The sequence below is a fragment of the Pseudomonas sp. NPDC087029 genome, from assembly GCF_044745345.1.
Lineage (GTDB): Bacteria > Pseudomonadota > Gammaproteobacteria > Pseudomonadales > Pseudomonadaceae > Aquipseudomonas > Aquipseudomonas faucium.
In genome coordinates, this window is the sequence record NZ_JBIVAB010000003.1 from 150,405 (window position 1) to 172,406 (window position 22,002).

24 protein-coding genes are annotated in these 22,002 nt (G+C 65.5%); 11 read left to right on the forward strand and 13 right to left on the reverse strand.

Translation table 11 applies throughout. From position 1 onward, the window contains the following. The first annotated feature begins 123 nt into the window (after nucleotides 1-123). Nucleotides 124-1,035 carry a LysR family transcriptional regulator gene (locus ACIPG5_RS06510; protein WP_176517073.1) on the forward strand — a complete coding sequence of 304 codons (912 nt, stop codon included), beginning with the start codon at nucleotides 124-126 and terminating at the stop codon, nucleotides 1,033-1,035. A 137-nt stretch (nucleotides 1,036-1,172) separates the two neighbouring features. Here the strand turns inward: ACIPG5_RS06510 and ACIPG5_RS06515 are convergent, their stop codons facing one another. From ACIPG5_RS06515 to ACIPG5_RS06525, 3 genes are read right to left on the reverse strand one after another with little or no spacing between them, the layout of a single operon-like run. Beyond that, a complete protein-coding gene (locus ACIPG5_RS06515) occupies nucleotides 1,173-1,694 on the reverse strand; it encodes a DUF2937 family protein (protein WP_176517071.1) in 522 nt (173 codons plus the stop codon). A gap of 9 nt (nucleotides 1,695-1,703) precedes the next feature. Beyond that, nucleotides 1,704-2,477: a class II glutamine amidotransferase gene (locus ACIPG5_RS06520; RefSeq protein WP_176517070.1), complete on the reverse strand. Its 774-nt coding sequence runs from the start codon at nucleotides 2,475-2,477 to the stop codon at nucleotides 1,704-1,706. A gap of 15 nt (nucleotides 2,478-2,492) precedes the next feature. After that, nucleotides 2,493-2,993 carry an MFS transporter gene (locus ACIPG5_RS06525; RefSeq protein WP_176517069.1) on the reverse strand — a complete coding sequence of 167 codons (501 nt, stop codon included), beginning with the start codon at nucleotides 2,991-2,993 and terminating at the stop codon, nucleotides 2,493-2,495. 82 nt (nucleotides 2,994-3,075) lie between these two features. On the opposite strand from ACIPG5_RS06525, the gene ACIPG5_RS06530 reads away from it, so the two are divergent. Both ACIPG5_RS06530 and ACIPG5_RS06535 read left to right on the forward strand, forming a co-directional pair. After that, the gene (locus ACIPG5_RS06530; protein WP_401373875.1) at nucleotides 3,076-5,118 is read left to right on the forward strand and encodes a S9 family peptidase; all 2,043 of its coding nucleotides are present in this window, start codon (nucleotides 3,076-3,078) and stop codon (nucleotides 5,116-5,118) included. A gap of 145 nt (nucleotides 5,119-5,263) precedes the next feature. Then, a complete protein-coding gene (locus tag ACIPG5_RS06535; protein WP_176517067.1) occupies nucleotides 5,264-5,731 on the forward strand; it encodes a cyclic nucleotide-binding domain-containing protein in 468 nt (155 codons plus the stop codon). On the opposite strand, the gene ACIPG5_RS06540 is transcribed toward ACIPG5_RS06535, so the two are convergent. Next, a complete protein-coding gene (locus ACIPG5_RS06540; protein ID WP_176517066.1) occupies nucleotides 5,728-6,006 on the reverse strand; it encodes a hypothetical protein in 279 nt (92 codons plus the stop codon). The genes ACIPG5_RS06535 and ACIPG5_RS06540 overlap by 4 nt on opposite strands. Nucleotides 6,007-6,138: 132 nt before the next feature. On the opposite strand from ACIPG5_RS06540, the gene ACIPG5_RS06545 reads away from it, so the two are divergent. The 3 genes from ACIPG5_RS06545 (at nucleotide 6,139) to ACIPG5_RS06555 (ending at nucleotide 7,466) form a co-directional block, all read left to right on the forward strand. After that, the gene (locus ACIPG5_RS06545) at nucleotides 6,139-6,510 is read left to right on the forward strand and encodes a YajD family HNH nuclease (RefSeq protein ID WP_176517065.1); all 372 of its coding nucleotides are present in this window, start codon (nucleotides 6,139-6,141) and stop codon (nucleotides 6,508-6,510) included. Nucleotides 6,511-6,586: 76 nt separating this feature from the next. Further along, nucleotides 6,587-7,057, forward strand: coding sequence for an RNA methyltransferase (locus tag ACIPG5_RS06550; RefSeq protein ID WP_176517064.1), 471 nt, complete (start codon nucleotides 6,587-6,589; stop codon nucleotides 7,055-7,057). Nucleotides 7,058-7,142: 85 nt separating this feature from the next. Continuing rightward, nucleotides 7,143-7,466 carry a YgaP-like transmembrane domain gene (locus tag ACIPG5_RS06555; protein WP_176517063.1) on the forward strand — a complete coding sequence of 108 codons (324 nt, stop codon included), beginning with the start codon at nucleotides 7,143-7,145 and terminating at the stop codon, nucleotides 7,464-7,466. 102 nt (nucleotides 7,467-7,568) lie between these two features. Here ACIPG5_RS06555 and ACIPG5_RS06560 read toward each other — a convergent pair whose 3' ends face one another. Further along, nucleotides 7,569-8,777, reverse strand: coding sequence for a hypothetical protein (locus ACIPG5_RS06560; RefSeq protein WP_401373879.1), 1,209 nt, complete (start codon nucleotides 8,775-8,777; stop codon nucleotides 7,569-7,571). Between the two features lie 41 nt (nucleotides 8,778-8,818). Beyond that, nucleotides 8,819-9,268, reverse strand: a complete 450-nt coding sequence (locus ACIPG5_RS06565; RefSeq protein WP_401373881.1) for a YcgN family cysteine cluster protein — start codon at nucleotides 9,266-9,268, stop codon at nucleotides 8,819-8,821. 145 nt (nucleotides 9,269-9,413) lie between these two features. Here ACIPG5_RS06565 and ACIPG5_RS06570 point away from each other — a divergent pair, with 145 nt between their 5' ends. Further along, on the forward strand, nucleotides 9,414-10,007 hold the full coding sequence (locus ACIPG5_RS06570) for a nitroreductase family protein (protein ID WP_176517060.1): 594 nt from the start codon (nucleotides 9,414-9,416) through the stop codon (nucleotides 10,005-10,007). 124 nt (nucleotides 10,008-10,131) lie between these two features. Here the strand turns inward: ACIPG5_RS06570 and ACIPG5_RS06575 are convergent, their stop codons facing one another. The 4 genes from ACIPG5_RS06575 to ACIPG5_RS06590 form a co-directional block, all read right to left on the reverse strand. Beyond that, entirely contained in the window at nucleotides 10,132-11,064 is a 933-nt protein-coding gene (locus tag ACIPG5_RS06575) for a D-2-hydroxyacid dehydrogenase (RefSeq protein ID WP_176517059.1), read from the reverse strand. A gap of 2 nt (nucleotides 11,065-11,066) precedes the next feature. After that, the gene (locus tag ACIPG5_RS06580) at nucleotides 11,067-11,360 is read right to left on the reverse strand and encodes a YcgL domain-containing protein (RefSeq protein ID WP_176517057.1); all 294 of its coding nucleotides are present in this window, start codon (nucleotides 11,358-11,360) and stop codon (nucleotides 11,067-11,069) included. Next, on the reverse strand, nucleotides 11,357-12,490 hold the full coding sequence (gene rnd, locus ACIPG5_RS06585; protein ID WP_401373884.1) for a ribonuclease D: 1,134 nt from the start codon (nucleotides 12,488-12,490) through the stop codon (nucleotides 11,357-11,359). The genes ACIPG5_RS06580 and rnd overlap by 4 nt, the downstream gene beginning before the upstream one ends. 102 nt (nucleotides 12,491-12,592) lie before the next feature. Then, a complete protein-coding gene (locus tag ACIPG5_RS06590; protein ID WP_401373886.1) occupies nucleotides 12,593-14,230 on the reverse strand; it encodes a phosphoethanolamine transferase in 1,638 nt (545 codons plus the stop codon). Between the two features lie 297 nt (nucleotides 14,231-14,527). On the opposite strand from ACIPG5_RS06590, the gene ACIPG5_RS06595 reads away from it, so the two are divergent. Further along, on the forward strand, nucleotides 14,528-14,764 hold the full coding sequence (locus ACIPG5_RS06595; protein WP_401373888.1) for a YdcH family protein: 237 nt from the start codon (nucleotides 14,528-14,530) through the stop codon (nucleotides 14,762-14,764). Nucleotides 14,765-14,848: 84 nt separating this feature from the next. Here ACIPG5_RS06595 and ACIPG5_RS06600 read toward each other — a convergent pair whose 3' ends face one another. Beyond that, nucleotides 14,849-16,033 carry a trans-sulfuration enzyme family protein gene (locus tag ACIPG5_RS06600; RefSeq protein WP_401373890.1) on the reverse strand — a complete coding sequence of 395 codons (1,185 nt, stop codon included), beginning with the start codon at nucleotides 16,031-16,033 and terminating at the stop codon, nucleotides 14,849-14,851. Nucleotides 16,034-16,159: 126 nt separating this feature from the next. On the opposite strand from ACIPG5_RS06600, the gene ACIPG5_RS06605 reads away from it, so the two are divergent. Continuing rightward, nucleotides 16,160-16,621, forward strand: coding sequence for an Lrp/AsnC family transcriptional regulator (locus ACIPG5_RS06605; RefSeq protein WP_176517047.1), 462 nt, complete (start codon nucleotides 16,160-16,162; stop codon nucleotides 16,619-16,621). Nucleotides 16,622-16,712: 91 nt separating this feature from the next. Here ACIPG5_RS06605 and ACIPG5_RS06610 read toward each other — a convergent pair whose 3' ends face one another. Then, entirely contained in the window at nucleotides 16,713-19,043 is a 2,331-nt protein-coding gene (locus tag ACIPG5_RS06610) for an FdhF/YdeP family oxidoreductase (protein ID WP_236237974.1), read from the reverse strand. Nucleotides 19,044-19,321: 278 nt separating this feature from the next. Between ACIPG5_RS06610 and moaA the strand changes: the two genes are divergently transcribed. Continuing rightward, a complete protein-coding gene (gene moaA / locus ACIPG5_RS06615) occupies nucleotides 19,322-20,326 on the forward strand; it encodes a GTP 3',8-cyclase MoaA (protein WP_236237975.1) in 1,005 nt (334 codons plus the stop codon). 20 nt (nucleotides 20,327-20,346) lie between these two features. Continuing rightward, complete coding sequence (locus tag ACIPG5_RS06620) at nucleotides 20,347-21,246, forward strand: bestrophin family protein (RefSeq protein WP_401373893.1); 900 nt, start codon at nucleotides 20,347-20,349, stop codon at nucleotides 21,244-21,246. Between the two features lie 88 nt (nucleotides 21,247-21,334). Here ACIPG5_RS06620 and moaB read toward each other — a convergent pair whose 3' ends face one another. Further along, the gene (gene moaB / locus ACIPG5_RS06625; RefSeq protein WP_176517039.1) at nucleotides 21,335-21,874 is read right to left on the reverse strand and encodes a molybdenum cofactor biosynthesis protein B; all 540 of its coding nucleotides are present in this window, start codon (nucleotides 21,872-21,874) and stop codon (nucleotides 21,335-21,337) included. Nucleotides 21,875-22,002: the final 128 nt, after the last annotated feature.

Here is a 22,002-nt window from a genome sequence, read left to right on the forward strand (position 1 = left end):
CTCGGCTTGTTGGTATTGTTTATGGGCGACGTCTGGCGTCGCGGCCTGGGCATCATTGTTCAGAGCCCGCGCAAGAGGCGTCCAACGAGAAAAACCGCCGGTCTGGAACAAGAAAAACTGATCATGAACCTTCGCTTCCTCGAAACCTTCGTCTGGGTCGCCCGGCTGAAAAGCTTTCGCCTCACTGCCGAGAAACTGTTCACCACCCAGGCCTCGGTCTCCAGCCGCATCGCAGCGCTGGAGGCCGACCTTGGGGTGAAGCTGCTGCTGCGCGATTCACGTGGCGTCAGCCTGACCCCGGAAGGCGCCAAGGTGCTGGAGTACGCCGAACGCATGCTCGATACCGCCAAGGCCATGAAGCAGTCGCTGGACAGCGACCGGGCCAAGGTCGGGCGCATTCGCCTGGGGGTGATGGACACCGTCATTCATACCTGGATGAGCGCACTGGTGGCCGAGCTGAGCGAGCGTTACCCGCAGGTGGAGATCGAATTGGTGGCTGATACCGCGCTCAACTTGCGCGAACAGCTGCAAAAAGGCTTTCTCGATGTGATCCTGCAGACCGACCTTTTGCGCGAGCAGTCGATTCGCAGCCTGGACCTGGCGCGCTACCCCATGGGCTGGGTGGTGGCCGCAGGCTCTGCCCAGCACCGCGACTACGCCTCGCTGGCGGAACTTGGCCGCGAGCGGATCGTGACCTTTTCGAAGAACTCGCGGCCGCATCAGGAAGTGCTCAGCCTGCTGCAGGGCGCGGGTGCCGAAAGCCCGCGCTTGAACTGTGTGAACTCGGTGGCGGCGATCACCCGCCTGCTGCGCGATGGCTTTGGCATTGGCGCACTGCCGCCGGCGTTGGTGGATGCGGAACTGGGCCGCGGGGAACTGGTGCTGCTGGAGGGGTTGCAACCGCCGCCGAGCCTGGAGCTGGTGGTGGCCTGGCAGACCGGGGTGGCGCTGGTGGATGAGGTGGTCGGGGTGTGCCGGCAGGTGCTGGAGCGCTATGCGCGGGATGTGGGCGGGCAGCGGATTGTGCTGGTCTGAGATGTTTTTTTGGTGGCTGTACAGGCCCTATCGCCGGCAAGCCGGCTCCCACAGGTAAATCACTGCACTTGAGAACAGTGGTGTTGCTGTGGGAGCCGGCTTGCCGGCGATAGGGCCGCTACTGGCACCGCGATAAATCAGCGCCAGCTCTCTTTCACCGCCTTGCGCCGCCCACCCAGGATCACCCAGCCAATCCCCAGCAACAGGCTCTCGACCACCAACGCCAGCACGAACCCCGCACCCACGCCCCAGCCGATCGCCTCCGGCACCAGCAGGATCTGGTAGCTGTAGCCCTTGAGCGTCTCCTCGCGCAGCTGCGGGTCCGGCTGCACCAGCACATGCCAGGTGGTGGTCAGCCACGACCCCTGCAGCGCCTGCCACTCGTTCTCCAGCAACTGGTTTCGGATCATCAGGCTTTCGATGCTGTTGGCATCGCTGTTGAACACTGGGTCGTCACTGCTGCGGTAGTGACGCAGCAACGCCTGCAGGTCGCCATTGAAGAAGCGCTCGGCGGTCTGCTTGAAACCATCGAGCGCCTGGCGCGATTCGAACAGGTGCGCCTCCACCCGCTGGCTGTAGTCCTTGACCAGCCCCGGCACCTGGATGCCGGCCAGCAGGCCGACGGTGAACAGCAGCAACCGCAGGTAACTTCTGAACATGCAGCGTCCTTAGCTCTGGCCTTGCGAAACGCATTCTCCGTGCCGCCACAAGCCCCATTGGCCGGGCTCGTAGCGCCGCCAGGTCTCGTTTTCGGTCAAGGCCTCGGTGGCGATCACCGTGACCACGTCGTTGGGCGTGGTCTGGGTGTGAAAATCGACGATCAGGTCGACATCCTTCAACCGCGCAGCACCGAACGGCGCACGACGGGTGATGTGAACCAGCTTGGTCGAGCAGAAGCAGAACAACCAGTCGCCGTCGCTGAGCAGGCAGTTGAACACGCCTTTGCCGCGATACTCGGCACAGGCTTCGACCAGCACCGGCAGCAGCTGTTCCACCTCGACCGGCTCGGGGAAGGCGGCGCGGATGCGGTTGAGCAGGTCGCAGAAGGCGGCCTCGCTGTCGGTGTCGCCAACCGGCCGGTAGAACGTGGCCTCGCCCTTGAAGTCGCCAAGCTGTCCATTGTGCGCGAAGCACCAGTTGCGGCCCCACATTTCGCGCACGAACGGGTGGGTGTTGGACAGGCACACCCGGCCGACGTTGGCCTGGCGGATGTGGCCGATCACCACCTCGCTCTTGATCGGGTAGCGCTGCACCAGGTTGGCCACTTCCGACTCGCTGCTCGCGGCCGGGTCCTGGAACAGGCGCAGGCCGCGGCCTTCGTAGAAGCCGATGCCCCAGCCGTCACGGTGCGGGCCGGTGCGGCCACCGCGCTGCATCAGGCCGGTGAAGCTGAAGACGATGTCGGTGGGGACGTTGGCGCTCATGCCCAGCAGTTCGCACATGTTCGCTGCCTCCGCCTACAACCGCGGCTCGACCCGGCCACGCCCGCCAGACGGCGCAGCGGGTGGCGGGTCATCGCGGTAGCGGTCGTGGCGCTCGGCGGCCAGTGGCGCGCCGGCTTCGAGGCGGGCGTCCTCGGCGGCCTGGCGCTGGGCATTGGCCTCGGCCTGCGCGCGGCGCTCGCGGGCGCGTTTTTCCAGCGGCCAGCGCAGCAGCACGAACAGCAGGTACAGGGCAAAGGCGATCATGCCGTACATGGCGAAGTCGGAAATCGCCCGCCAGGCGTTGTTGCCGACCTTGAAGGCCAGGTCCAGGGCGGTGATGGCGATGGCCGGGGCAACGGCATCCTTGGCCGGGTCGACCACGGTCGGGGTCAGCAGCAGCACCGCCAGGATCACCCGCAGCGGCTCACGCAGCCAACGCCACATCCAGCCGGTTATTTTGAAACCCACCCACAGGCAGCCCAGGGCGGCCACGGCATAGAGGCCCCAGGCGAGGGTATAGTCGTTCTCGGTCATGGTGATCGTGCAAGCCAGGCAAAGAGATGCCTATGATAAACACTTTTCCGGGCGCAGGCGCCCCCCAGCCAAGAGATCCCCGATGCCCAACGCGCTCCAGCCCCCCATCGCCCGCCAGGACCAGGGCGCCGATCCCTACGCCTGGCTGCAACAGCGCGACACCCCTGATGTGCTCGGCTACCTGCAGGCGGAAAACGCCTATCAGGAGGCCTGCCTGGCCGGCCAGGCGCCGCTGCGCGAGCAGTTGTTCGAAGAGATCAAGGGCCGCATCCTGGAAACCGACCTGTCGCTGCCCTCGCCCTGGGGCCCGTACCTGTACTACACCCGCACCACGGCAGGCGACGAGTACCCGCGCCATTACCGCTGCCCGCGCCCGGCCGATGATTCCAACACCGTGGACGAAAGCCAGGAGCAGCTGCTGCTCGACCCCAACGCCCTGGCCGCTGGTGGCTTCCTGTCGCTGGGCGCCTTCAGCATCAGCCCCGACCACCGCCTGCTGGCCTATAGCCTCGATACCAGCGGCGACGAAATCTACACCCTGTACGTCAAGGACCTGACCAGCGGCGCGCTGACCACCCTGCCCTTCGACGACTGCGACGGCAGCCTGACCTGGGCCAACGACAACCAGACGCTGTTCTTCGCCGAACTGGACGACACCCACCGGCCCTGGCGCCTGCGCCGCCACACCCTGGGCGAGGCCGACGCGCAAACCGTGTTCGAAGAGCCCGACGGCCGCTTCTTCCTGCACTGCTACCGCGCAAGCTCGGAGCAACAGCTGGTGCTGCTGCTCAACAGCAAGACCACCAGCGAAGCCTGGGTGCTCGATGCGCACACGCCCCAGGCCGCCTTCACCTGCCTGGCGCCGCGAGAGGAAGGCCACGAGTACTTCCCCGACCACGGCCAGCTCGACGGCCAGTGGCGCTGGTTCATCCGCACCAACCAGGACGGCATCAACTTCGCGCTGTACCACGCCCCGGCCGAGCAGGTGCCGGCCCGCGCGCAGTGGCAATTGCTGGTGACGCACAACCCCCAGGTGATGCTCGAAGGCCTGAGCCTGAATGCCGGTGCCCTCACCCTGAGCCTGCGCGAAGGCGGCCTGCCGATCATCGAAGTGCGCCCCCAGGGCCTTGCCAGCTACCGCGTCGAGCTGCCCGATGCGGCCTACAGCCTGTACGTGCAGGACAGCCTGGAGTTCGCCAGCGGCCGTGTGCGCCTGCGCTACGAGGCGCTCAACCGCCCGGCGCAGGTGCGCCAGCTGACCCTGGCCACGGGTGAGCAGGTGGTGCTCAAGCAGACCCCGGTGCTGGGCGATTTCGATGCCGACGACTACGTCAGCGAGCGCCTCTGGGCCAGCGCCGCCGATGGCACCCAGGTGCCGATCAGCCTGGTACGCCGCAAGCAGGACCTGGGCAAGACGGTGCCGCTGTATCTGTATGGCTACGGCGCCTATGGCGAAAGCCTCGACCCCTGGTTCTCCCATGCCCGCCTGAGCCTGCTGCAACGCGGCGTGGGCTTTGCCATCGCCCATGTGCGCGGTGGCGGCGAGCTGGGCGAGGCGTGGTACCGCGCCGGCAAGCAGGAGAACAAGCACAACAGCTTCAGCGACTTCATCGCCTGCGCCGAGCACCTGATCGCCCAGGGCGTGACCTCGCCGGCGCGGCTGGCCATCAGTGGCGGCAGTGCCGGCGGCCTGCTGATGGGCGCGGTGCTCAACCAGCGCCCGGAATTGTTCCGCTGCGCCATCGCCGAAGTGCCGTTCGTCGATGTGCTCAACACCATGCTCGACCCCGAACTGCCGCTGACCGTCACCGAGTACGACGAATGGGGCAACCCCGAGGAGCCCGAGGTGTATGAGCGGATCAAGGCTTATGCCCCTTACGAGAACGTCCGCGCCCAGGCCTACCCGGCCATGCTGGTGGTCGCCGGCTACAACGACAGCCGCGTGCAGTACTGGGAAGCGGCCAAGTGGGTGGCGCGCCTGCGCACGCTCAAGACCGACAGCAACCTGCTGCTGCTCAAGACCGAGATGGGCGCCGGCCACGGCGGCATGAGCGGGCGCTACCAGGGGCTGCGGGATGTGGCGCTGGAATATGCGTTCGTCTTCAATGAGCTGGGCGTGGCGTAAAACGCGTTTTTTGTTGTCATACGAGGCGGCGAGGGCGTTGCCCTCGTTTCGCCACACAACGCCGCCTGTAGGAGCGGCCTTGCGTCGCGAAAGGGCCGCAAAGCGGCCCCAAACCCTCTGGTCACCCCGCCAAGAAGAACACCCCATGCCCGACCCAACCCACCTCAGCACCGAAATCCGCGACATGCTCATGGACTGCGGCCTGTTCGACACCCTCCAGCTCGCCGACTTCCACACCGCCGCCGGCTACTTCAGCCTGGCCGCCATGAGCGAAGGCGAAGTCATCTTCAACGAAGGCGACGCCGGCACCTTCATGTGCATCCTGCACCGCGGCCGGGTCAGCGTGCGCAAGGCCGATGGCAACGGCCAGCCGGTGGAAATCGCCACCTTGCGCAGTGGCCGGGCGTTCGGCGAAATGGCCGTGCTCGACGGCGAGCGCCGCTCGGCCAGCTGTGTGGCCGCCAGCGACTGCCAGCTGCTGACCCTGGGCAAGGACTCGCTGGAAAAGATGCTCAACGAAGCACCGCGCATCGCCGCGCGGATCATCCGCGCCCTGGCGGTGGCGCTATCCAAACGCCTGCGCATGCAGGATGGCCAGCGGCTGTCGCTCTAGTCGTCCTCGGCCGGCGGTTTTGCCGGCTCCTGGCGCAACCCCGGCAAGGGCTGGTCCCTGGGCGGCCCCGGCACCGGCATGGGCGGCAGCAGCGGGGCGCCAGGCTGGTTGCCATAGGCCTTGGGCGGCGTGCTCGGGGTGATTTGCGGGTAGGGCGTGGGCGTTGGCGTGCCCGGCGCACCGGGCACCGGTGTGTTCAAGCGCGGTGGCGTGCTCGCCGCCTCGGCCAGAGGCACGGCGGCGGCAAGCAGCGCGGCGAGGATCGCATGCAACATCAGCAACCTCCTGTCGGGAACCTTCCTACAGGCTACGCCGTTTATGCTGATTTTGCCTGTCCGCCTGCACGGCAAGCGCGCTAGACTCATCGGCATAACCGTCACATGCCTGATCAGAATAAAGGAAACACCATGAGCTCGGCTTCCACTTCCGCCGCCACCGCCCGCCTCGACCGCATCCTCGCCGACGCCAAGCGCGACAAGGAGATGGGCTACCGCGACAAGGCCCTGAGAATGTACCCGCACGTGTGCGGCCGCTGCGCCCGCGAATTCGCCGGCAAGCGCCTGAGCGAGCTGACCGTGCACCACCGTGACCACAACCACGACAACAACCCCCAGGACGGCTCCAACTGGGAGTTGCTGTGCCTGTACTGCCACGACAACGAGCACTCGCGCTACACCGACCAGCAGTACTTCAGCGAAGGCTCCACCAGCACCCCGAGCATCGCCAAGGCCACCCACAACCCGTTCGCCGCGCTGGCCGGCATGCTCAAGAAAGACTGACCGTCGATACTTCCCGCCCCCCGCTGCTGCCGGCTAGCCCGTATAATCGCGCTTTTTTTGCGAAAGGCCCCGGCACGTGGCAAACAAACGGTACAGCTGCATCGGCCTGTTCAACCCCAAGTCTGCAGAGAACGTCGGTTCGGTGATGCGCGCAGCGGGTTGCTACGGCGTCAACTCGGTGTTCTACACCGGCAAGCGCTATGAGCGCGCACGCGACTTTGTCACCGACACCAAGCGGGTGCACTACGACATCCCGCTGATCGGCATCGACGACCTGCAACGCATCATTCCCCTGGGCTGCACGCCGGTGGCCGTGGAACTGGTCGAAGGCGCCCGGCCGCTGCCCGAGTACACCCACCCGGACCGCGCCATCTACATTTTCGGGCCCGAAGACGGCAGCTTGAGTGCCGAGGTGCGGGCGTGGTGCGAAGAAACGATCTACATCCCCACCGAAGGCTGCATGAACCTGGCCGCGACGGTGAATGTGGTGCTGTATGACCGCCTGGCCAAGGGGCTCAATACCCGTTCGGGGCCGAAGTTCAAGTAAGCGCGGGCGCCCATTGATGCAGGCAGAGTGAACGGCGGCCGTCGGCCGGGGGTCAGCTGCTTACACATCACAGGGAGGCCTTGCCATGCTTGATATCCATTCCGCTCCGGGGGCTTCGGAGCACAATGTCCACGGGCTGGAACGGCTCGGTTCGCTGGCCGGCGGTGCGCTGATGGTCACCAAGGGGCTGCGCCATGGCGGCCTGGTGGGCATGCTGCAGGTGGTGGTCGGCGGCCTGGCGCTGGCGCGTGGGGTCAGCGGGCATTGCTCGACCAAGGCCTGGTGGCAAAGCCATCGCCAGGAGTACCACCGCCTGCGCTCGGACATCGAGCGCAGTGCGGCGGAGCTGGAGGCGCTCAAGCGCAGTGCCCGGGCGGCTACTCGCGGGATAAGCGTAACCGGCGAGTGAGGGGGTTGCCTGTACTGGCCCTATCGCCGGCAAGCCGGCTCCCACAGGGATCGCGGTGTACTCGGTACCTGTGGGAGCCGGCTTGCCGGCGATAGGGGCCACCTATTGCAGCGCCTTGCTCTGCAATACCTCCGAGCGCCGCCCCAGCACATTCTCGCTGATCTGCACGAACTCCTCGGTGCTGACACTCGGCAGGCGCATCAGCGCCTGGGTCACATCATCCAGCGAACGCTTGGCCTGGGTGTGGATGCGGATTTCCTTGTCCAGCGCCTGCAGCAGCAGCACGCCCCGCGCCACCTGCGCCGGGCTGGCCCGGCCGCCGCGCAGTTGGGTGACCTTGGCGCCCTGCTTCTGCAAGCGCGCCTGCCACACCTGGTAGCGGTCATCGCTGATGCCACCGGCCCGGCGCAACAGCTCATTGGCGTAGTAGTCGGTCAGGCTCTGGCCCAGCCAGTCGCTGTTGTCGCGCACACGAATCTGCGCGAACAGCTGCACCAGCTCGCGCAACAGCGGGCTGCTGCCGTTCTCGCTGACCATCGGCCGGCCACTGTGCAGGTACAGCGAACCGTTGGCCGCCATCGCCCCGCGCCACATGCCGTCACGGGCACCGACCAGCAGCAGCTTCGGCGGGTTGCGCGGGAACACCGCCTGCAACTGCGGCCAGATGAAGGTCAGCAGCGTCAGGTTGTCCATCCGCCGCATGCCCTGCCCCACTGGCGCGGCGACGGTCACGTCGGTTTCGCCCAGGCGCGCGCGGCGGCTGCCCAGGTTGCCGGCGAGCATCCAGCCGGTCGGGCGGTCGAACAGGCGCGATACGTCATCGATGCGAAACTTGTCCTTGCCGATGCGCGGCCAGGCCGTTTCGATGCTTTTCCAGCCTTCGGGCAGGTCCACCGACAGGCGCGCCACCAGCTCGGTGCCGTCCTGCTGGTCGAGGCGTGCCGGTGGCACCAGTTGCTCGCCCAGGAACAGCGCCCAATGGGGCGTGATGCGCGAGGTGTAGGCGCCGCTGCGCAGCTTCTGGTCCAGCTTGACCCGGTAGCTCAGGCTGGTCTTGCCTGCGGCCGGGTGCCAGACACCCCGCTCGCCCTGCTGCTGCCACTGGCCGTCAGCCTGAAAACCGCTGTAGGCATTGGCCTTGCCCAGGTCGAAATCCAGGCTGCGCACCGCGCTGCCCTCAGCCAGGGTCAGGCGTACTTCGGCCTGGCCGCTGGCGGGCAACAGGCGCACCTGGTAATCGAGGTCGACTTTTTTCGCCCAGGCCGGCGTGCAGGCAAGAAGGCCCAGGAACAGCAACAGCTGGCAACGCATACTGAAACTCCTTGTTCCCCAGAGGCGACGGGCCAGCGCGGTCAGCTGGCGCGGAAGATCAGGTGGTCTTCCCAGTCGTCTTCATCCACTTCATGTTCACTGAGCATACGCCCCGACTGGGATATGCGCTGTTCGTGCACCTGCTTGCGGTCACCGCAGACCAGGTGGTGCCAGGCCGGCAGGTCCTTGCCCTCGCTGACCAGGCGGTAGCCGCAGGTGCTGGGCAGCCACTTGAACTGGTCGGCCTTGCCCGGGGTGAGCTGGATGCAATCGGGCACCTGGGCGAAGCGGTTGGGGTAGTCGCTGCACTGGCAGGTGTCGCGGTCGAGCATCTTGCAGGCGATGCGCGTGTAATAGACGCTGTTGTCGTCTTCATCCTCGAGTTTCTGCAGGCAGCACAGGCCACAGCCGTCGCACAGCGACTCCCATTCCTGCGGGTCGAGTTGTTCGAGGGTCTTGCGCCGCCAGAACGGCGCGCTTTCAGCGATCATCACACGGGTTTCCTGGGTTCATCCGGGGGCCGCGGCGCGCGGCGGCGCCAGTCTAGAGCCTGGCATTGGGCAACGCCAGACCGCTTGTCAGTAACGGGAGGACGCAGTAGCGTGCAGCGTTTCCCATCCATTTGCAGGAGCCGCCATGAGCGCCACCCCACGCATCGCCGATTACGCCATCAACGAGCAGTTCATCAACCGTTGGTCACCACGGGCCTTCACCGCCGAGCCGATCAGCGAAGAGACCCTGCTGAGCTTCCTGGAAGCCGCGCGCTGGGCGCCTTCGGCCTACAACTCGCAGCCTTGGCGCTTCCTCTATGCGCGCCGCGACACGCCAAACTGGGCACGCTACCTGGACCTGCTGGTGCCGTTCAACCGCAGCTGGGCGCAGCAGGCCTCGGCGTTGGTGCTGGTGATTTCCAAGACCACCTTCGCCGCACCTGGCGCCAGCGAGGAAAAGCCTGCGCTGTGGCACACCTTCGACACCGGCTCCGCCTGGGGCCACCTGGCGCTGCAGGCGAGCATCAGCGGCTGGCACACCCACGGCATGGCCGGCTTTGACCAGGACCTGGCGCGCCGCGAACTGAAGGTGCCCGAGGGCTATGAGCTGCATGCCATGGTGGCCATTGGCAAGCTGGGTGACAAGGCAAGCCTCGACGAAGCCCTGCAGGCGCGCGAAGTGCCGAGCCCGCGCAAGCCGCTGAGCGAGCTGGCGGCCGAGGGTGATTTCAGCCTGTGATTTGATGCTGCCTGTACTGGCCCTATCGCCGGCAAGCCGGCTCCCACAGATGCTCCACCCCGTACCTGTGGTGCTTCTGTGGGAGCCGGCTTGCCGGCGATAGGGCCAGTACAACCACTACAAGTCAGTAACCCTTGGCGAAATCCACTTCCCCACGCAATGGCTGCCCCGCCGCATAAGCCTGCACATTCTCGACGAACAACCGCACCATCGCCGAAGGCGAGGTCGGCGCCGAGCTGTGCCCGGTCAGCAACAAGCCCCAGGCGGTCCAGAACGGGTGGCGCTGCGGCAGCGGTTCCTGCCGGCACACGTCGATCACCGCACCCGCCAGGTGCCCCTCCTTCAACGCCTCGACCAGGTCGGCATCGACCACCGCCGCGCCGCGCCCGGCATTGATGAACAGGGCCGTGGGCTGGAAGCGCTTGAACATCGCCGCATCGTACAAGTCATGGGTGGCCGGGGTGTCCGGCAGCAGGTTGAGCACATAGTCCACCTCGCCAACCAGGCGCGGCAGCTCGCACAGCCCGGCCACCTCGACGAACGGCGCCTGGCTGCGGGCACTGCTGGCGATGCCGTACACGCTCACGCCGAAGGGCACGAGGAATTCGGCCACGCGCTGGCCGATGTCGCCGGTGCCGACGATCAGCACCTTGCGCCCTTCCAGCGTGCGCCCGGGGCGGTCGTCCCAGCGCCGCTCGACCTGGCTGACCAGGCGCGACAGCACTTCGCGCTCGTGGCCGAGCATGTAGGTGAGCATGTACTCGGCCATGACCTGGCCAAAGATGCCCACCGCGCGGCTCAGCCGGTAGTCACGCGGCAGGCCTTCGGCCAGCAACGGCGTGATGCCCGCCCAGGTCGACTGCACCCAGGCCGGCTTGTGGCCCTGGCGCAGCAGGCTGGCCAGCAAGTCTGGCTGGCCCAGCCAGATCTGGCACTGCGGGGCCTGGCTGGCCAGTTCGGCCGAGTCGCCGCTGGTGAGGATTTGCAGCTCAGGGGCGGCTTCGGCGAGCAACTGGGCGTAGTGGTCGTGGCTGTGTTCAGCGATCAGAACGCGCATGGTCAGGCAGGGTCGTTGCGGCGCAGCAGCTCTTCGGGCAGGTGCTCGATGTAGTCATCGTCCTGCGGCGGCATCTGCAGGTGGTAGCCCTGGTTGTCGAGGTTCTCCAGCACCTTGGCGATGTCCTCGCGAGCCAGCTTGCGCTCGGGGGTGAGCACCAGGTCGAAGGCGTGCACCGGGGTGCCGAAGAACGGCAGCAGCGCTTCGGGCACGCGCTCCAGGCCCTCGGCCTTGAGCACGTAGAGGTACATTTCGTTCTTGCGCGGGCTCTTGTAGATCGAGCAGATACGTTTCATCGGGTTTCTCCAGCGCCTGCCAGGTCGTCCAGCAGGGCCTGACCCATCCGCTCACGGCGCCAGCCGCGCAGCGAATCGGGCAGTTGATAGGGGCCATTGGGGTAGCCGCTCTTGAGCAGCGCTTCCAGGGTTTTCTTGCGCAGCATCAGCTCCGGGGCAATCCCTAAGCGCTCGCCTTCGGCCTGGCCGATGGCGCGCAGGCGCTTGAGGATGCCGGAGGCTTCGATCGGCAGCGGCTCGGGCAGCGCCGGCGGCCACTGCTCAGGCGGCAGGCTGGCGGCGCGCTTGATCAGCTCGAGCAGCTGAGCGCCGTCCTGGCGGATGGTGCGCGGGTGCATTTCTTCGATCTTGGCCAGCGCCGAGAGGTTGTCCGGCTGGGTCTTGGCCATGGGCCACAGCGAGTGTTCCTTGAGGATGCGGTTGCGCGGCACATCGCGGCTGCGGGCCTCGCGCTCGCGCCAGGCGCACAGTTCGCGCAGCACGGCCAGTTGCTGACGGCTCAGCTTCCAGGCCAGCTTGACGTCGCGGTAGAGGGTCTGCGGCTCGACTTCACGGCGCAGCGCGGCAACCAGCTCGGCGCCGTCGCCCAGCACCCAGGCGTACTTGTCGTCGGACAGCCGCGGGCGCAGGGCGGCGAACAGCTCGGCCAGGTGCACGGCATCCTCGGCGGCGTAGCTCACCTGGGTTTCCGACAGCGGGCGCTGCAGCCAGTCGGAACGGGTTTCACCCTTGGGCAGCTCGATGCCGAGCACGTCCTGGACCAGGCGCGAGTAGCCCATGGAGAAGCCCAGGTTCAGGTAACCGGCTGCCAGCTGCGTGTCGAACAGCGGCTGTGGCAGCTTGCCGGTCAGGCGCAGCAATACCTCAAGGTCTTCGCTGCAGGCATGCAGCACCTTGACCACGCCACTGTCGTCGAGCAGGTCGGCCAGCGGCTGCCAGTCGCTGATCAGCAGCGGGTCGATGAGGAAAGCGCACTGGCCGTCGCCGACCTGGATCAGGCCGGCTTTGGGGTAAAAGGTGTCGACCCGCATGAATTCGGTGTCGACGGCCACGAAGGGCAGTTGACGCCACTTGCGGCAGCCTTCGGCCAGGGTCTGGTCGTCACGGATCCAGTGTATTTCGATGGCCACGAGGCTCTCCCACTAACATTGGCGCGCAGTATATACGGCGCGGGCACTGTGGGTGAAACCTGGCGACCGCCGCGCCGTCCATGGGCTGCGCGAAGGATTGAATCAGCGCTTGGCCGCCAGCCACGGCCGGCAGCTGGCGAACATGTCCAGCGACTGCTGGTAGACCTCGGTGCGCACCTGCAAGAGGCCGAGCATCGAGTGGAACAGGTTGTCCTGCGACAGCGGCGCATCGCTGAGCTTGGCCAGGCAGTCGGTGTCCAGGCCGAAGTCTTCCTTGTAGCTGTCGGAGAACCAGGTCAGCAGCGGCACGTGCTTTTGCTGCTCCGGGGCGATGGCGTAAGGGGTGCCGTGCAGGAACAGGTTGTACTCGCCCAGCGACTCGCCGTGGTCGGACAGGTAGATCATCGCCGTGTCGACCTTGTCCTGCTTGCTGCGCAGGGTGTCGATCAGCGACGACAGCACCTTGTCGGTGTAGGCCAGGGTGTTGTCGTAGCCGTTGATGATCTCCTGCTCGCTGCACTGGTTCAGGGCGTTGCTCTGGCACACCGGGGTGAAGCGCTCGCCAGCGGTGGGGTAGCGCTTGAAGTATTCGGGGCCGTGGCTGCCCATCTGGTGCAGCACCAGCACGGTGTCCTTGTCGAGGTTGTCGATCAGCTCGGCCAGGCCCTGCAGCAGGATTTCGTCATGGCATTCGCCGTTGGCGCACAGGCCCGGGTCCTTGAGGTTGCTGACATCGATGAACTGCACCCGGTCGCAGGTGCCCTTGCAACCGGACTGGTTATCCCTCCACTGCACCGCCAGGCCTGCGCGCTGGAGGATGTCCAGCAGGCCTTCGCGGTTCTTCGCCACGCGAGCGTCGTAATCCTTGCGCCCCATGCCGGAGAACATGCACGGCACCGACACGGCCGTTTCGGTGCCGCACGAATGCACATCGGAAAACGCCAGCAGGCCTTGCTCCTTGGCCAGGTTCGGGGTGGTGTCGCGGTCGTAGCCGAGCACGCCGAAATGGTCTGCCCGCGCACTTTCACCCACGACCAGCACGGTCAGCGACTTGCGCTCATGGTGCTGCCAGGCGGTATCGCGCTTGGCATCTTCGCCATAGTTCTGGAACGGCCGCGCTGCCGTGCCGACGCGCTCGCTGACATAACCGATGGAGGCACCGACGATGTTGCTCGGGGTGAGCATCAGGCGCAGTTCATGGTGATTGCGAAACAGCGACGACAGGCCTTGATAGTTGATCAGCGCCACCGCCCCCAGGGCCACCACGCAAGCACCGCTGACCACCAGCTTGCCCAGCACTTCGCGGTGCCAGGCGCGGTAGGCGATCGGTGCCTTCCACAGCAGCACCGACGGCAATACGCCGAGCAACAGGATATAAGCTGCAAACTTGAACGACATCAGGTCGCGTACTTCCGCCACATTGGTTTCGGCCATGTTTCGGAACATGCCCGAATCAATAAGCACACCATATTGGTTCATGAAGTAAGCGACACCGGCGCCACTCATGAACAAGATGATCAATAGCGGTTTCAATACATAACGGAAGGCGAACAGGGTCAATATCAGGTTGAACGCGAACAGCATCAGCGCGGCGAACGCCAAGCTCAGCCACAGGCCCGGCAACCCCGCGGGCACCACCTGCTGCAGGTGCTCCCAGAGAAACATGTTGAAGCCGATCAGCAGGTACAGGCTGGCCAGCAGCGTGACCCATTCAGTCCGCAGGGATTTGAAGTTGAGCATTGGTGTTCGCAATCAAGAGTGATTATCAACCCCCCGGGCAGACGGCACCGTGGGAAAGTTGCGGCACTCTAGAAAGCACGCCATCAATTTTTTGTGAAAAAGACGCCAACAAATCCGTGAAACGGCGCTTTTCACCCAATGACTGAAGTTTGTTCAGCGTTCATTCAGCCGGCACACGGAGTTTGGCGCAGGCAGGCGTGAGGGGGATGCGACAGCCCACCCCAGTCCCCCAGCGGCGCAAAGGCGGCTATCCTCAATGCTCAGGACCTTAACGACAACCCTGACAGAGGTGAAGAAATGCCAGTTCCGCACGATCTGCTCGCTGACTTGCACGTTACCGCTGATGCATTCCAGGCATTGATGAACAAGGACCACGCGCTGCATGCGCTGCACAAGGAATACAACGCCAAGGACAAGGAGGTGGTGGCCGCCGAAGGCAATGGCACCAACGACGACGCCGTCAATCGCCTGCGCAAGGAGCGCCTGCTGATCAAGGACAAGATCGAACGGATCATTCATCCGCCCAAGTCCTGATGGATTTCTGCTGAATCAACCGGCCCTGTCGCCGGCAAGCCAGCTCTGTGGGAGCCGGCTTGCCGGCGATGGGGCCCGCGCCCCTCACACCCCAGCCGAAGCCTTCAGCGCGCCATCCAGGTCCTCGATCAAGTCGCGATAGTCCTCGATCCCCACCGACAGCCGCAGCAGGTTCTCGCTGATCCCCATGCCGCCCTTCTGCTCCGGGCTCAGGGAGTTGTGCGACATGCTCCAGGAGTGGTTGATCATGCTTTCCACGCCCCCCAGCGAGTCGGCCAGCACGAAAATGCCCAAGGCCTCCACCAGGCGATTGAGCGCGGCCCGGTCAGCCCTCTTGACCTTCATCGCCACCACCGCGCCGCCTGCGCGCATCTGGCGCTTGCACAGTTCATGCTGCGGATGGCTCTCCAGCCCCGGGTAGAACACCTGCTCGACCTGCGGATGGCTCTCTAGAAAACGCGCGACCTGCAGCGCATTGGCGCACTGGCGCTCCATGCGCACGTCGAGGGTCTTCAGGCCGCGCAGCGCCAGGTAGCAGTCGAACGGGCCCTGGATGGCGCCCACCGCCATGCTGATCTTGCGCAGGCGCGCCAGCAGCGCGTCGTTTGCCGCCACCACCACGCCGCCGGTCAGGTCGGAGTGGCCGCCGATGTACTTGCTCGCCGAGTGCATCACCAGGTCCACGCCCAGGGTGATCGGGCGCTGGTTCCAGGGCGAACAGAAGGTGTTGTCGATGCAGGTGAGGATGCCCCGCGCCCGCGCCAGGTCGCACACGGCCTTGATGTCGACCAGGTGCAGCAAGGGGTTGGTCGGCGACTCGATCCAGATCAGCTGGGTTTGCGGCCTGATGGCGCCAGCCACCGCCTCCAGGTCGTTGAGGTCGACGTAGGTGGTGGTCAGGCCCGAGGTGCGGCTGCGATAGTCTTCGAGGATGCGGAAGGTGCCGCCATAGACGCCGTTCATCACCACCACGTGGGCATCCTTGGGCAGCAGCTCCAACACCGTGGCCGTGGCGTTGACCCCGGAGGCGCAGGCCACCGCGCCCACCCCTTGCTCCAGCGCCGCCACGCAGCTTTCGTAGGCATGCCGGGTGGGGTTGCCGACGCGGCTGTAGGCGTACTCGGGGTTATCGTCGAGGCTGCGCTTGATGTAGGAGCTGGCGGTGTAGATCGGTGGAAAGATCGCGTTGTCGGCGACGCTGGACTGCTCGCCGGCGTGGATGGCAAGGGTGGCGAAATTGCGCGGCTTGTCGGACATGGTCAGGCCCATTAGGCAGTGGTGATGAGGCTGCAACTATCGCACAACCACAGGCTGCGGCAACGCCCGCCGGCGCAGGAAAATTTTCTGCTGCTGGGGTAGTCTCTGGAATAATTTTCTTACCGGTTCCCGATCGATATGGACAGCTTCGACCAGCACATCCTCACCCTGCTCCAGCGCGATGCCTCGATCTCGCTCAAGGACCTGGCCGAAGCGGTGAACCTCTCGACCACGCCGTGCTGGAAGCGGGTCAAGCGCCTGGAGGAAGACGGCTACATCCTTGGCCGCGTCGCCCTGCTCGACCCCGAACGCCTGGGCCTGGGGTTGACCGTGTTCGTCCAGCTCAAGACCCAGCGCCACGACAGCGCCTGGCTGGAGCAGTTTGCCGCGACGGTGACGGGCTTCGAGGAGGTGATGGAGGTGTATCGGATGTCCGGGGACTGGGACTACATGCTGCGGGTGGTGGTGGGGGACATTGCGGCGTATGACCGGTTCTACAAGAAGCTGATTACCAGTACCGATGGGCTTTCCAACATTACTTCGAGTTTTGCGATGGAGCAGATGAAGTACACCACGGCCTTTCCAGTGCATCGCGCCTGATGGGTGTTGGCATCATCGCGGATGAATCCGCTCCTACGGAGGCCTGCGTAGGAGCGGATTTATCCGCGATGAGGCCAGCACCGACTACTCATCAATCAGCCGCCAGCACCGCCTCGATCCGGTTCCCCGGCTTGGCCTTCTCCAACCGAATCGCTACGAACTTGGAAGTCGGGGTGTAGGTCCCTTCGCCATAACTGTCCAACGGCACCAGCGGGTTGGTCTCGGGGTAATACGCCGCCGCCTGCCCATCCGGAATGTCATAGGGCACCAGCCGGAACCCCGACACCCGCCGCTCCACGCCGTCTTCCCACAGCGACACCAAATCCACCTGCTCGCCCGGCTCGAAGCCCAGCCGGCGAATGTCCGCCTCGCTGACGAACACCACCTCACGCAGCCCGAACACCCCGCGATAGCGGTCGTCCAGCCCGTACAACGTGGTGTTGTACTGGTCGTGCGAGCGCATGGTCTGCAGGATCAGGTCGGGCTTGTCACCGCGCGCCAGCACCTTGGCGTTGACCAGTTGCTCCGGCAGCGCGCTGGGGCTGAAACGCGCCTTGCCAGTGGCGGTGCGCCAGTTGCGCTCGGCCGCGCTGTTACCCAGGTGGAACCCGCCGGGGTGCTGCAAGCGCTCGTTGAAATCGGCAAAGCCTGGGATGACATCGGCGATCATGGCGCGAATCCGGCCGTAATCGGCCACCGCATACTCCCAGTCGATCGGCGCGTTGCCCAAGGTGGCCTTGGCCATGCCGGCAACGATCCACGGCTCCGAGCGCAGGTGCGGCGAACGTGGGCGCAGCTGGCCATGGGAAATGTGCACCATGCTGAAGGTGTCTTCCACGGTGACGCCCTGCGGGCCGTCTTCCTGCAGGTCGATTTCGGTGCGGCCCAGGCACGGCAGGATCAACGCATCGGTGCCGGTGACCAGGTGCGAGCGGTTGAGCTTGGTGGAAATCTGCACGGTCAGCGCGCAGTTGCGCAGGGCCGCGTGGGTACGGGGGGTATCGGGCGTGGCCTGGGCGAAGTTGCCACCCAGGCCGATGAACACCTTGGCCCGCCCCTCTTCCATGGCCTTGATCGCCAGCACCGCGTTGTGCCCGTGGGCGCGGGGTACGCGGAACTGGAAGCGTTTTTCCAGGGCATCGAGCAGCGCCGCCTTGGGCTTCTCGTCGATGCCCATGGTGCGGTCGCCCTGCACGTTGCTGTGGCCGCGTACCGGCGACAGGCCGGCGCCCGGCTTGCCGACGTTGCCCCGCAGCAGCTGCAGGTTGACCAGCTCCTGCACGGTCGGCACCGAATGGCGGTGCTGGGTCACGCCCATGGCCCAGCACATGATCACCCGCTCGGCCTTGCGGTACATGCGCGCGGCCAGCTCGATCTCGGCCAGGGTGAGCCCCGATTGCTCGACGATGTGCGCCCACGAGGTGGCATCCACCGCCGCCAGGTAGGCGTCCACGCCGCTGGTGTGCTCGGCGATGAAGGCGTGGTCGAACACCGCGGGCTCGCCCTTGGCCTGTGCCTCGCGCTCCCACTGCAACAGGTACTTGGCGATGCCGCGCATGGCGGCCATGTCGCCGCCCAGGGCCGGGCGGAAGTAGGCGGTATTGGTCGGCTCGGAGCCGTTGCTGAGCATTTCGAACGGGTGCTGCGGGTGCTGGAACCGCTCCAGGCCCCGCTCCTTGAGCGGGTTGAAGCACACCACTTGGGCACCACGCTTGACCGCTTCGCGCAGCGGTTCGAGCATGCGCGGGTGGTTGGTGCCGGGGTTCTGGCCGATGACGAAGATCGCGTCGGCCAGCTCCAGGTCATGGAACACCACGGTGCCCTTGCCGACCCCGAGGGTTTCCGACATGCCCACGCCACTGGCTTCGTGGCACATGTTCGAGCAGTCGGGGAAGTTGTTGGTGCCGTAGGCGCGCACGAACAGCTGGTAGAGGAACGCCGCCTCGTTGCTGGCCCGGCCCGAGGTGTAGAACTCGGCCTGGTCGGGCGAGTCGAGCGAGCGCAGGTGCTTGGCGACCAGGGCGAATGCCTCTTGCCAGCTGGTTTCGACGTAATGGTCGGTGGCGGCGTCGTAGCGCATGGGGTGGGTCAGGCGGCCCTGGTACTCGAGCCAGTAGTCGGTCTGCTCGGCCAGGGCGCTGACGCTGTACTTGGCGAAGAAGGCCGGGTCCACGGAACGCCCGGTGGCCTCCCAGTTCACTGCCTTGGCGCCGTTCTCGCAGAACTTGACCATGTCGCTTTCCGGCGACTCGCCCCAGGCGCAGCCCGGGCAGTCGAAGCCGCCGTTCTGGTTGGTCTTGAGCATCGCCCGCAGGTTCTTGAAGGCGTTCTCGCTGCCCAGCCAGCTCTTGGTCACGCTCTTGAGCGCGCCCCAGCCGGCGGCGGGGCCTTTGTAGTCCCGGATGTGTTGGTCCTGGCTCATGCGGTAAATCCTCACGCTGGCATGGAAAAGTGCAGCGGGTCGTGTAGCCCGGTGCTTTTTTCCAGCCTATGGAGGCCGGCACAGGTGCGTCCAATCGATATGGCTTACAGCCTGATAGGCCGTTTCGATGATGCCCCAGGGGCGCGCTGCAGGCCCCGGATTTCGGCGCCTGCAGCCGTGATAGAGGAGACTGATCGAATAGTCGGGCAAAGCAATTTGACGGGGGCGCCCACAGGTAATAGCTTGGACCTTACACCTCAACCCTTTCGAGCCCCCACGTGGAACAGACCCTCCGGCCCCTGATCGACGGTTTCAACCGCAAAATCGACTACCTGCGGATGTCGGTGACGGACCGTTGCGACTTCCGTTGTGTCTATTGCATGGCCGAAGACATGCAGTTTCTGCCGCGCCAGCAGATCCTCAGCCTCGAAGAGCTGTTCCAGGTGGCCGAGCGCTTCGTCGCCCTGGGCACCCGCAAAATCCGCCTCACCGGTGGCGAGCCGCTGGTACGCCAGGGCATCGTCGACTTGTGCGGGCGCATTGCCGCCCTGCCGGGCCTGCGCGAACTGTGCATGACCAGCAACGGCTCGCAACTCGGGCGCCTGGCCCAGCCGCTGTTCGATGCCGGCTTGTCGCGCCTGAACATCAGCCTCGACAGCCTCGATACCGAGCGTTTCAAGCAACTGACCCGCACGGGTGACCTGCAGCAGGTGATCGCCGGCATCGACGCTGCCCGCCGCGCGGGCTTCCAGCGCATCAAGCTCAACTGCGTGGTGCTCAAGGGCCGCAACGACCACGAGCTGGTCGACCTGGTGCGCTTCGCCATCGACCGCGAGCTGGACATCACCTTCATCGAAGAGATGCCCCTTGGCGTGATCAGCGAGCACGAACGTGGCGAGTCGTTCTGTTCCAGCGATGAAGTGCGCGAGCGCCTGGCCGAGCAGTTCACCCTGATCGAGTCGACCGAATCGTCACAAGGCCCGGCGCGCTACTGGCGCCTGGCCGAAGCGGCGAACACCCGGGTCGGCTTCATCTCGCCGCACAGCCACAACTTCTGCGCCACCTGCAACCGCGTGCGTCTGACCGTCGAGGGCCGCTTGCTGCTGTGCCTGGGCAACGAGCATTCGGTGGACCTCAAGCAAGTGCTGCGCGCTCACCCGGGCAACCCCGAGCGGCTGGAAAAAGCCATCCGCGACTCGCTGCACCTCAAACCCTACCGGCACCATTTCGAGGTGGGTGGCGATGTGCAGATCCTGCGCTTCATGAACATGACCGGCGGCTGACCCGCTGCCTCTGGATTTCCATGATCGTCCACCCCAACCCCGATGTGCTGCGCGTGCTGTTCACCCTCAAAGGGTCGATCGTCAAGCGCATTGCCCTGCGCTGCCTGATGGTCACCTTGCTGGCCGCGCTGATCGTGCTGGTCGAGCGCCACTTCCCGGCGTTCTTCTACCCGGTCAGCGCCACGCCCTTCACCTTGCTCGGCCTGTCGCTGTCGATCTTCATGAGCTTTCGCAACAACGCCTGCTACGACCGCTGGTGGGAAGGGCGCAAGGCGTGGGGCAAGCTGATCATCGAGACGCGCTCGTTCGTGCGCGAAAGCACGGCGATCGCCGATGCTCCGCTGCGCGCCGAGTTGTTGCGCAACCTGTGCGGCTTTGCCCACGCACTGAGTGCGCGCCTGCGCAACGAGGATGAAAGCCGCGCCGCACGGCCCTGGCTGAAGGGCAACGCGCCGGTGGTCGAGCACAACGTCTGCGACGGCATCCTGCGCGAGATTGGCGAGCAGTGCTCGCGCCTGGCCGAGCAGCAGCACATCAGCGAATGGCGCTATACCCTGCTGGAGCAGCGCCTGGCCGGCCTGACCGAGGTGCAGGCCACCTGCGAGCGGATCAAGGGCACGCCGCTGCCCTTCCCCTATACCCTGCTGCTGCACCGCACCATCTACATCTTCTGCCTGCTGCTGCCGTTTGCCCTGGCCGAGCCGCTGGGGTGGCTGGCGCCGCTGTTCACCACCATCGTCGGCTATACGTTCTTCGGGCTGGATGCGATCGGCAATGAGCTGGAGGACCCGTTCGGGCGCGACGAGAACGACTTGCCACTGGATGCCATGGTGCGCACGGTCGAGCGGGATGTGCTGGGGGCACTGGAGGTGCAACCGCTGCCACCGGCGTTGCTGCCGGTGGATTATGTGTTGAGCTGAAGGCCCTATCGCCGGCAAGCCGGCTCCCACAGGTCAAGGCCAGTGATTTCCTGTGGGAGCCGGCTTGCCGGCGATAAGGCCGCTACGGTCAACCACGGCTCTGGCAAGCTTGAATCGGCTTCAAATGCTTCACGAAGTTACACGGCATGTGCCGTGCATCCAACTGCTCGGCCAGAATCCCCTCCCAGGCCGTGCGACAGGCGCCGGTCGAGCCCGGCAGGCAGCACACCAGCGTGCCATTGGCCATGCCCGCCAGGGCGCGGCTTTGCACGGTCGAAGAGCCTATGTCGAGAATCGAAAGGGCGCGGAACAACTCGCCAAAACCGTCGATATGCCGGTCGAACAGGCACTGCACCGCTTCCGGCGTGCTGTCACGCCCGGTAAAGCCGGTGCCGCCGGTGATCAGCACCACCTGCACCTCGTCATCGGCGATCCAGGTGGCGACCTGGGCGCGTATCTTGTACAGGTCGTCCTTGAGCAGCACCCGCGCCACCAGGCGATGGCCGATCTGCACCGAGCGGTTGGCCAGCAGTTCGCCGGAGGTGTCGTTGTCGAAGCTGCGGGTATCGCTGACAGTCAGCACTGCGATGTTGAGCGGTACGAAGACCGCGTCGGGTTTGACGCGCACGGGATGGCTCCTTGAATGGGCTGTGCCGCAACGCTAGAGGCACGGCGCCAGGGCGTCCAATCGATATGGCGAACTGGCCGATCAATGACATCTATCGCAGACTTGGTTAAGGTCTGTACACCCCACCC

Excerpts from the sequence above, each read along its gene's own strand:
- ACIPG5_RS06510 (WP_176517073.1), top strand. The coding sequence starts at position 124 with ATGAACCTTCGCTTCCTCGAAACCTTCGTCTGGGTCGCCCGGCTGAAA.
- ACIPG5_RS06535 (WP_176517067.1), top strand. The coding sequence starts at position 5,264 with ATGCCCGACCCAACCCACCTCAGCACCGAAATCCGCGACATGCTCATG.
- ACIPG5_RS06570 (WP_176517060.1), top strand. The coding sequence starts at position 9,414 with ATGAGCGCCACCCCACGCATCGCCGATTACGCCATCAACGAGCAGTTC.
- ACIPG5_RS06515 (WP_176517071.1), bottom strand. The coding sequence starts at position 1,694 with ATGTTCAGAAGTTACCTGCGGTTGCTGCTGTTCACCGTCGGCCTGCTG.
- ACIPG5_RS06575 (WP_176517059.1), bottom strand. The coding sequence starts at position 11,064 with ATGCGCGTTCTGATCGCTGAACACAGCCACGACCACTACGCCCAGTTG.
- ACIPG5_RS06595 (WP_401373888.1), top strand. The coding sequence starts at position 14,528 with ATGCCAGTTCCGCACGATCTGCTCGCTGACTTGCACGTTACCGCTGAT.
- ACIPG5_RS06530 (WP_401373875.1), top strand. The coding sequence starts at position 3,076 with ATGCCCAACGCGCTCCAGCCCCCCATCGCCCGCCAGGACCAGGGCGCC.
- ACIPG5_RS06605 (WP_176517047.1), top strand. The coding sequence starts at position 16,160 with ATGGACAGCTTCGACCAGCACATCCTCACCCTGCTCCAGCGCGATGCC.
- ACIPG5_RS06545 (WP_176517065.1), top strand. The coding sequence starts at position 6,139 with ATGAGCTCGGCTTCCACTTCCGCCGCCACCGCCCGCCTCGACCGCATC.
- ACIPG5_RS06555 (WP_176517063.1), top strand. The coding sequence starts at position 7,143 with ATGCTTGATATCCATTCCGCTCCGGGGGCTTCGGAGCACAATGTCCAC.
- ACIPG5_RS06600 (WP_401373890.1), bottom strand. The coding sequence starts at position 16,033 with ATGGGCCTGACCATGTCCGACAAGCCGCGCAATTTCGCCACCCTTGCC.
- ACIPG5_RS06525 (WP_176517069.1), bottom strand. The coding sequence starts at position 2,993 with ATGACCGAGAACGACTATACCCTCGCCTGGGGCCTCTATGCCGTGGCC.
- ACIPG5_RS06620 (WP_401373893.1), top strand. The coding sequence starts at position 20,347 with ATGATCGTCCACCCCAACCCCGATGTGCTGCGCGTGCTGTTCACCCTC.
- ACIPG5_RS06560 (WP_401373879.1), bottom strand. The coding sequence starts at position 8,777 with ATGCGTTGCCAGCTGTTGCTGTTCCTGGGCCTTCTTGCCTGCACGCCG.
- ACIPG5_RS06610 (WP_236237974.1), bottom strand. The coding sequence starts at position 19,043 with ATGAGCCAGGACCAACACATCCGGGACTACAAAGGCCCCGCCGCCGGC.
- ACIPG5_RS06590 (WP_401373886.1), bottom strand. The coding sequence starts at position 14,230 with ATGCTCAACTTCAAATCCCTGCGGACTGAATGGGTCACGCTGCTGGCC.
- ACIPG5_RS06540 (WP_176517066.1), bottom strand. The coding sequence starts at position 6,006 with ATGTTGCATGCGATCCTCGCCGCGCTGCTTGCCGCCGCCGTGCCTCTG.
- ACIPG5_RS06565 (WP_401373881.1), bottom strand. The coding sequence starts at position 9,268 with ATGATCGCTGAAAGCGCGCCGTTCTGGCGGCGCAAGACCCTCGAACAA.
- ACIPG5_RS06580 (WP_176517057.1), bottom strand. The coding sequence starts at position 11,360 with ATGAAACGTATCTGCTCGATCTACAAGAGCCCGCGCAAGAACGAAATG.
- ACIPG5_RS06520 (WP_176517070.1), bottom strand. The coding sequence starts at position 2,477 with ATGTGCGAACTGCTGGGCATGAGCGCCAACGTCCCCACCGACATCGTC.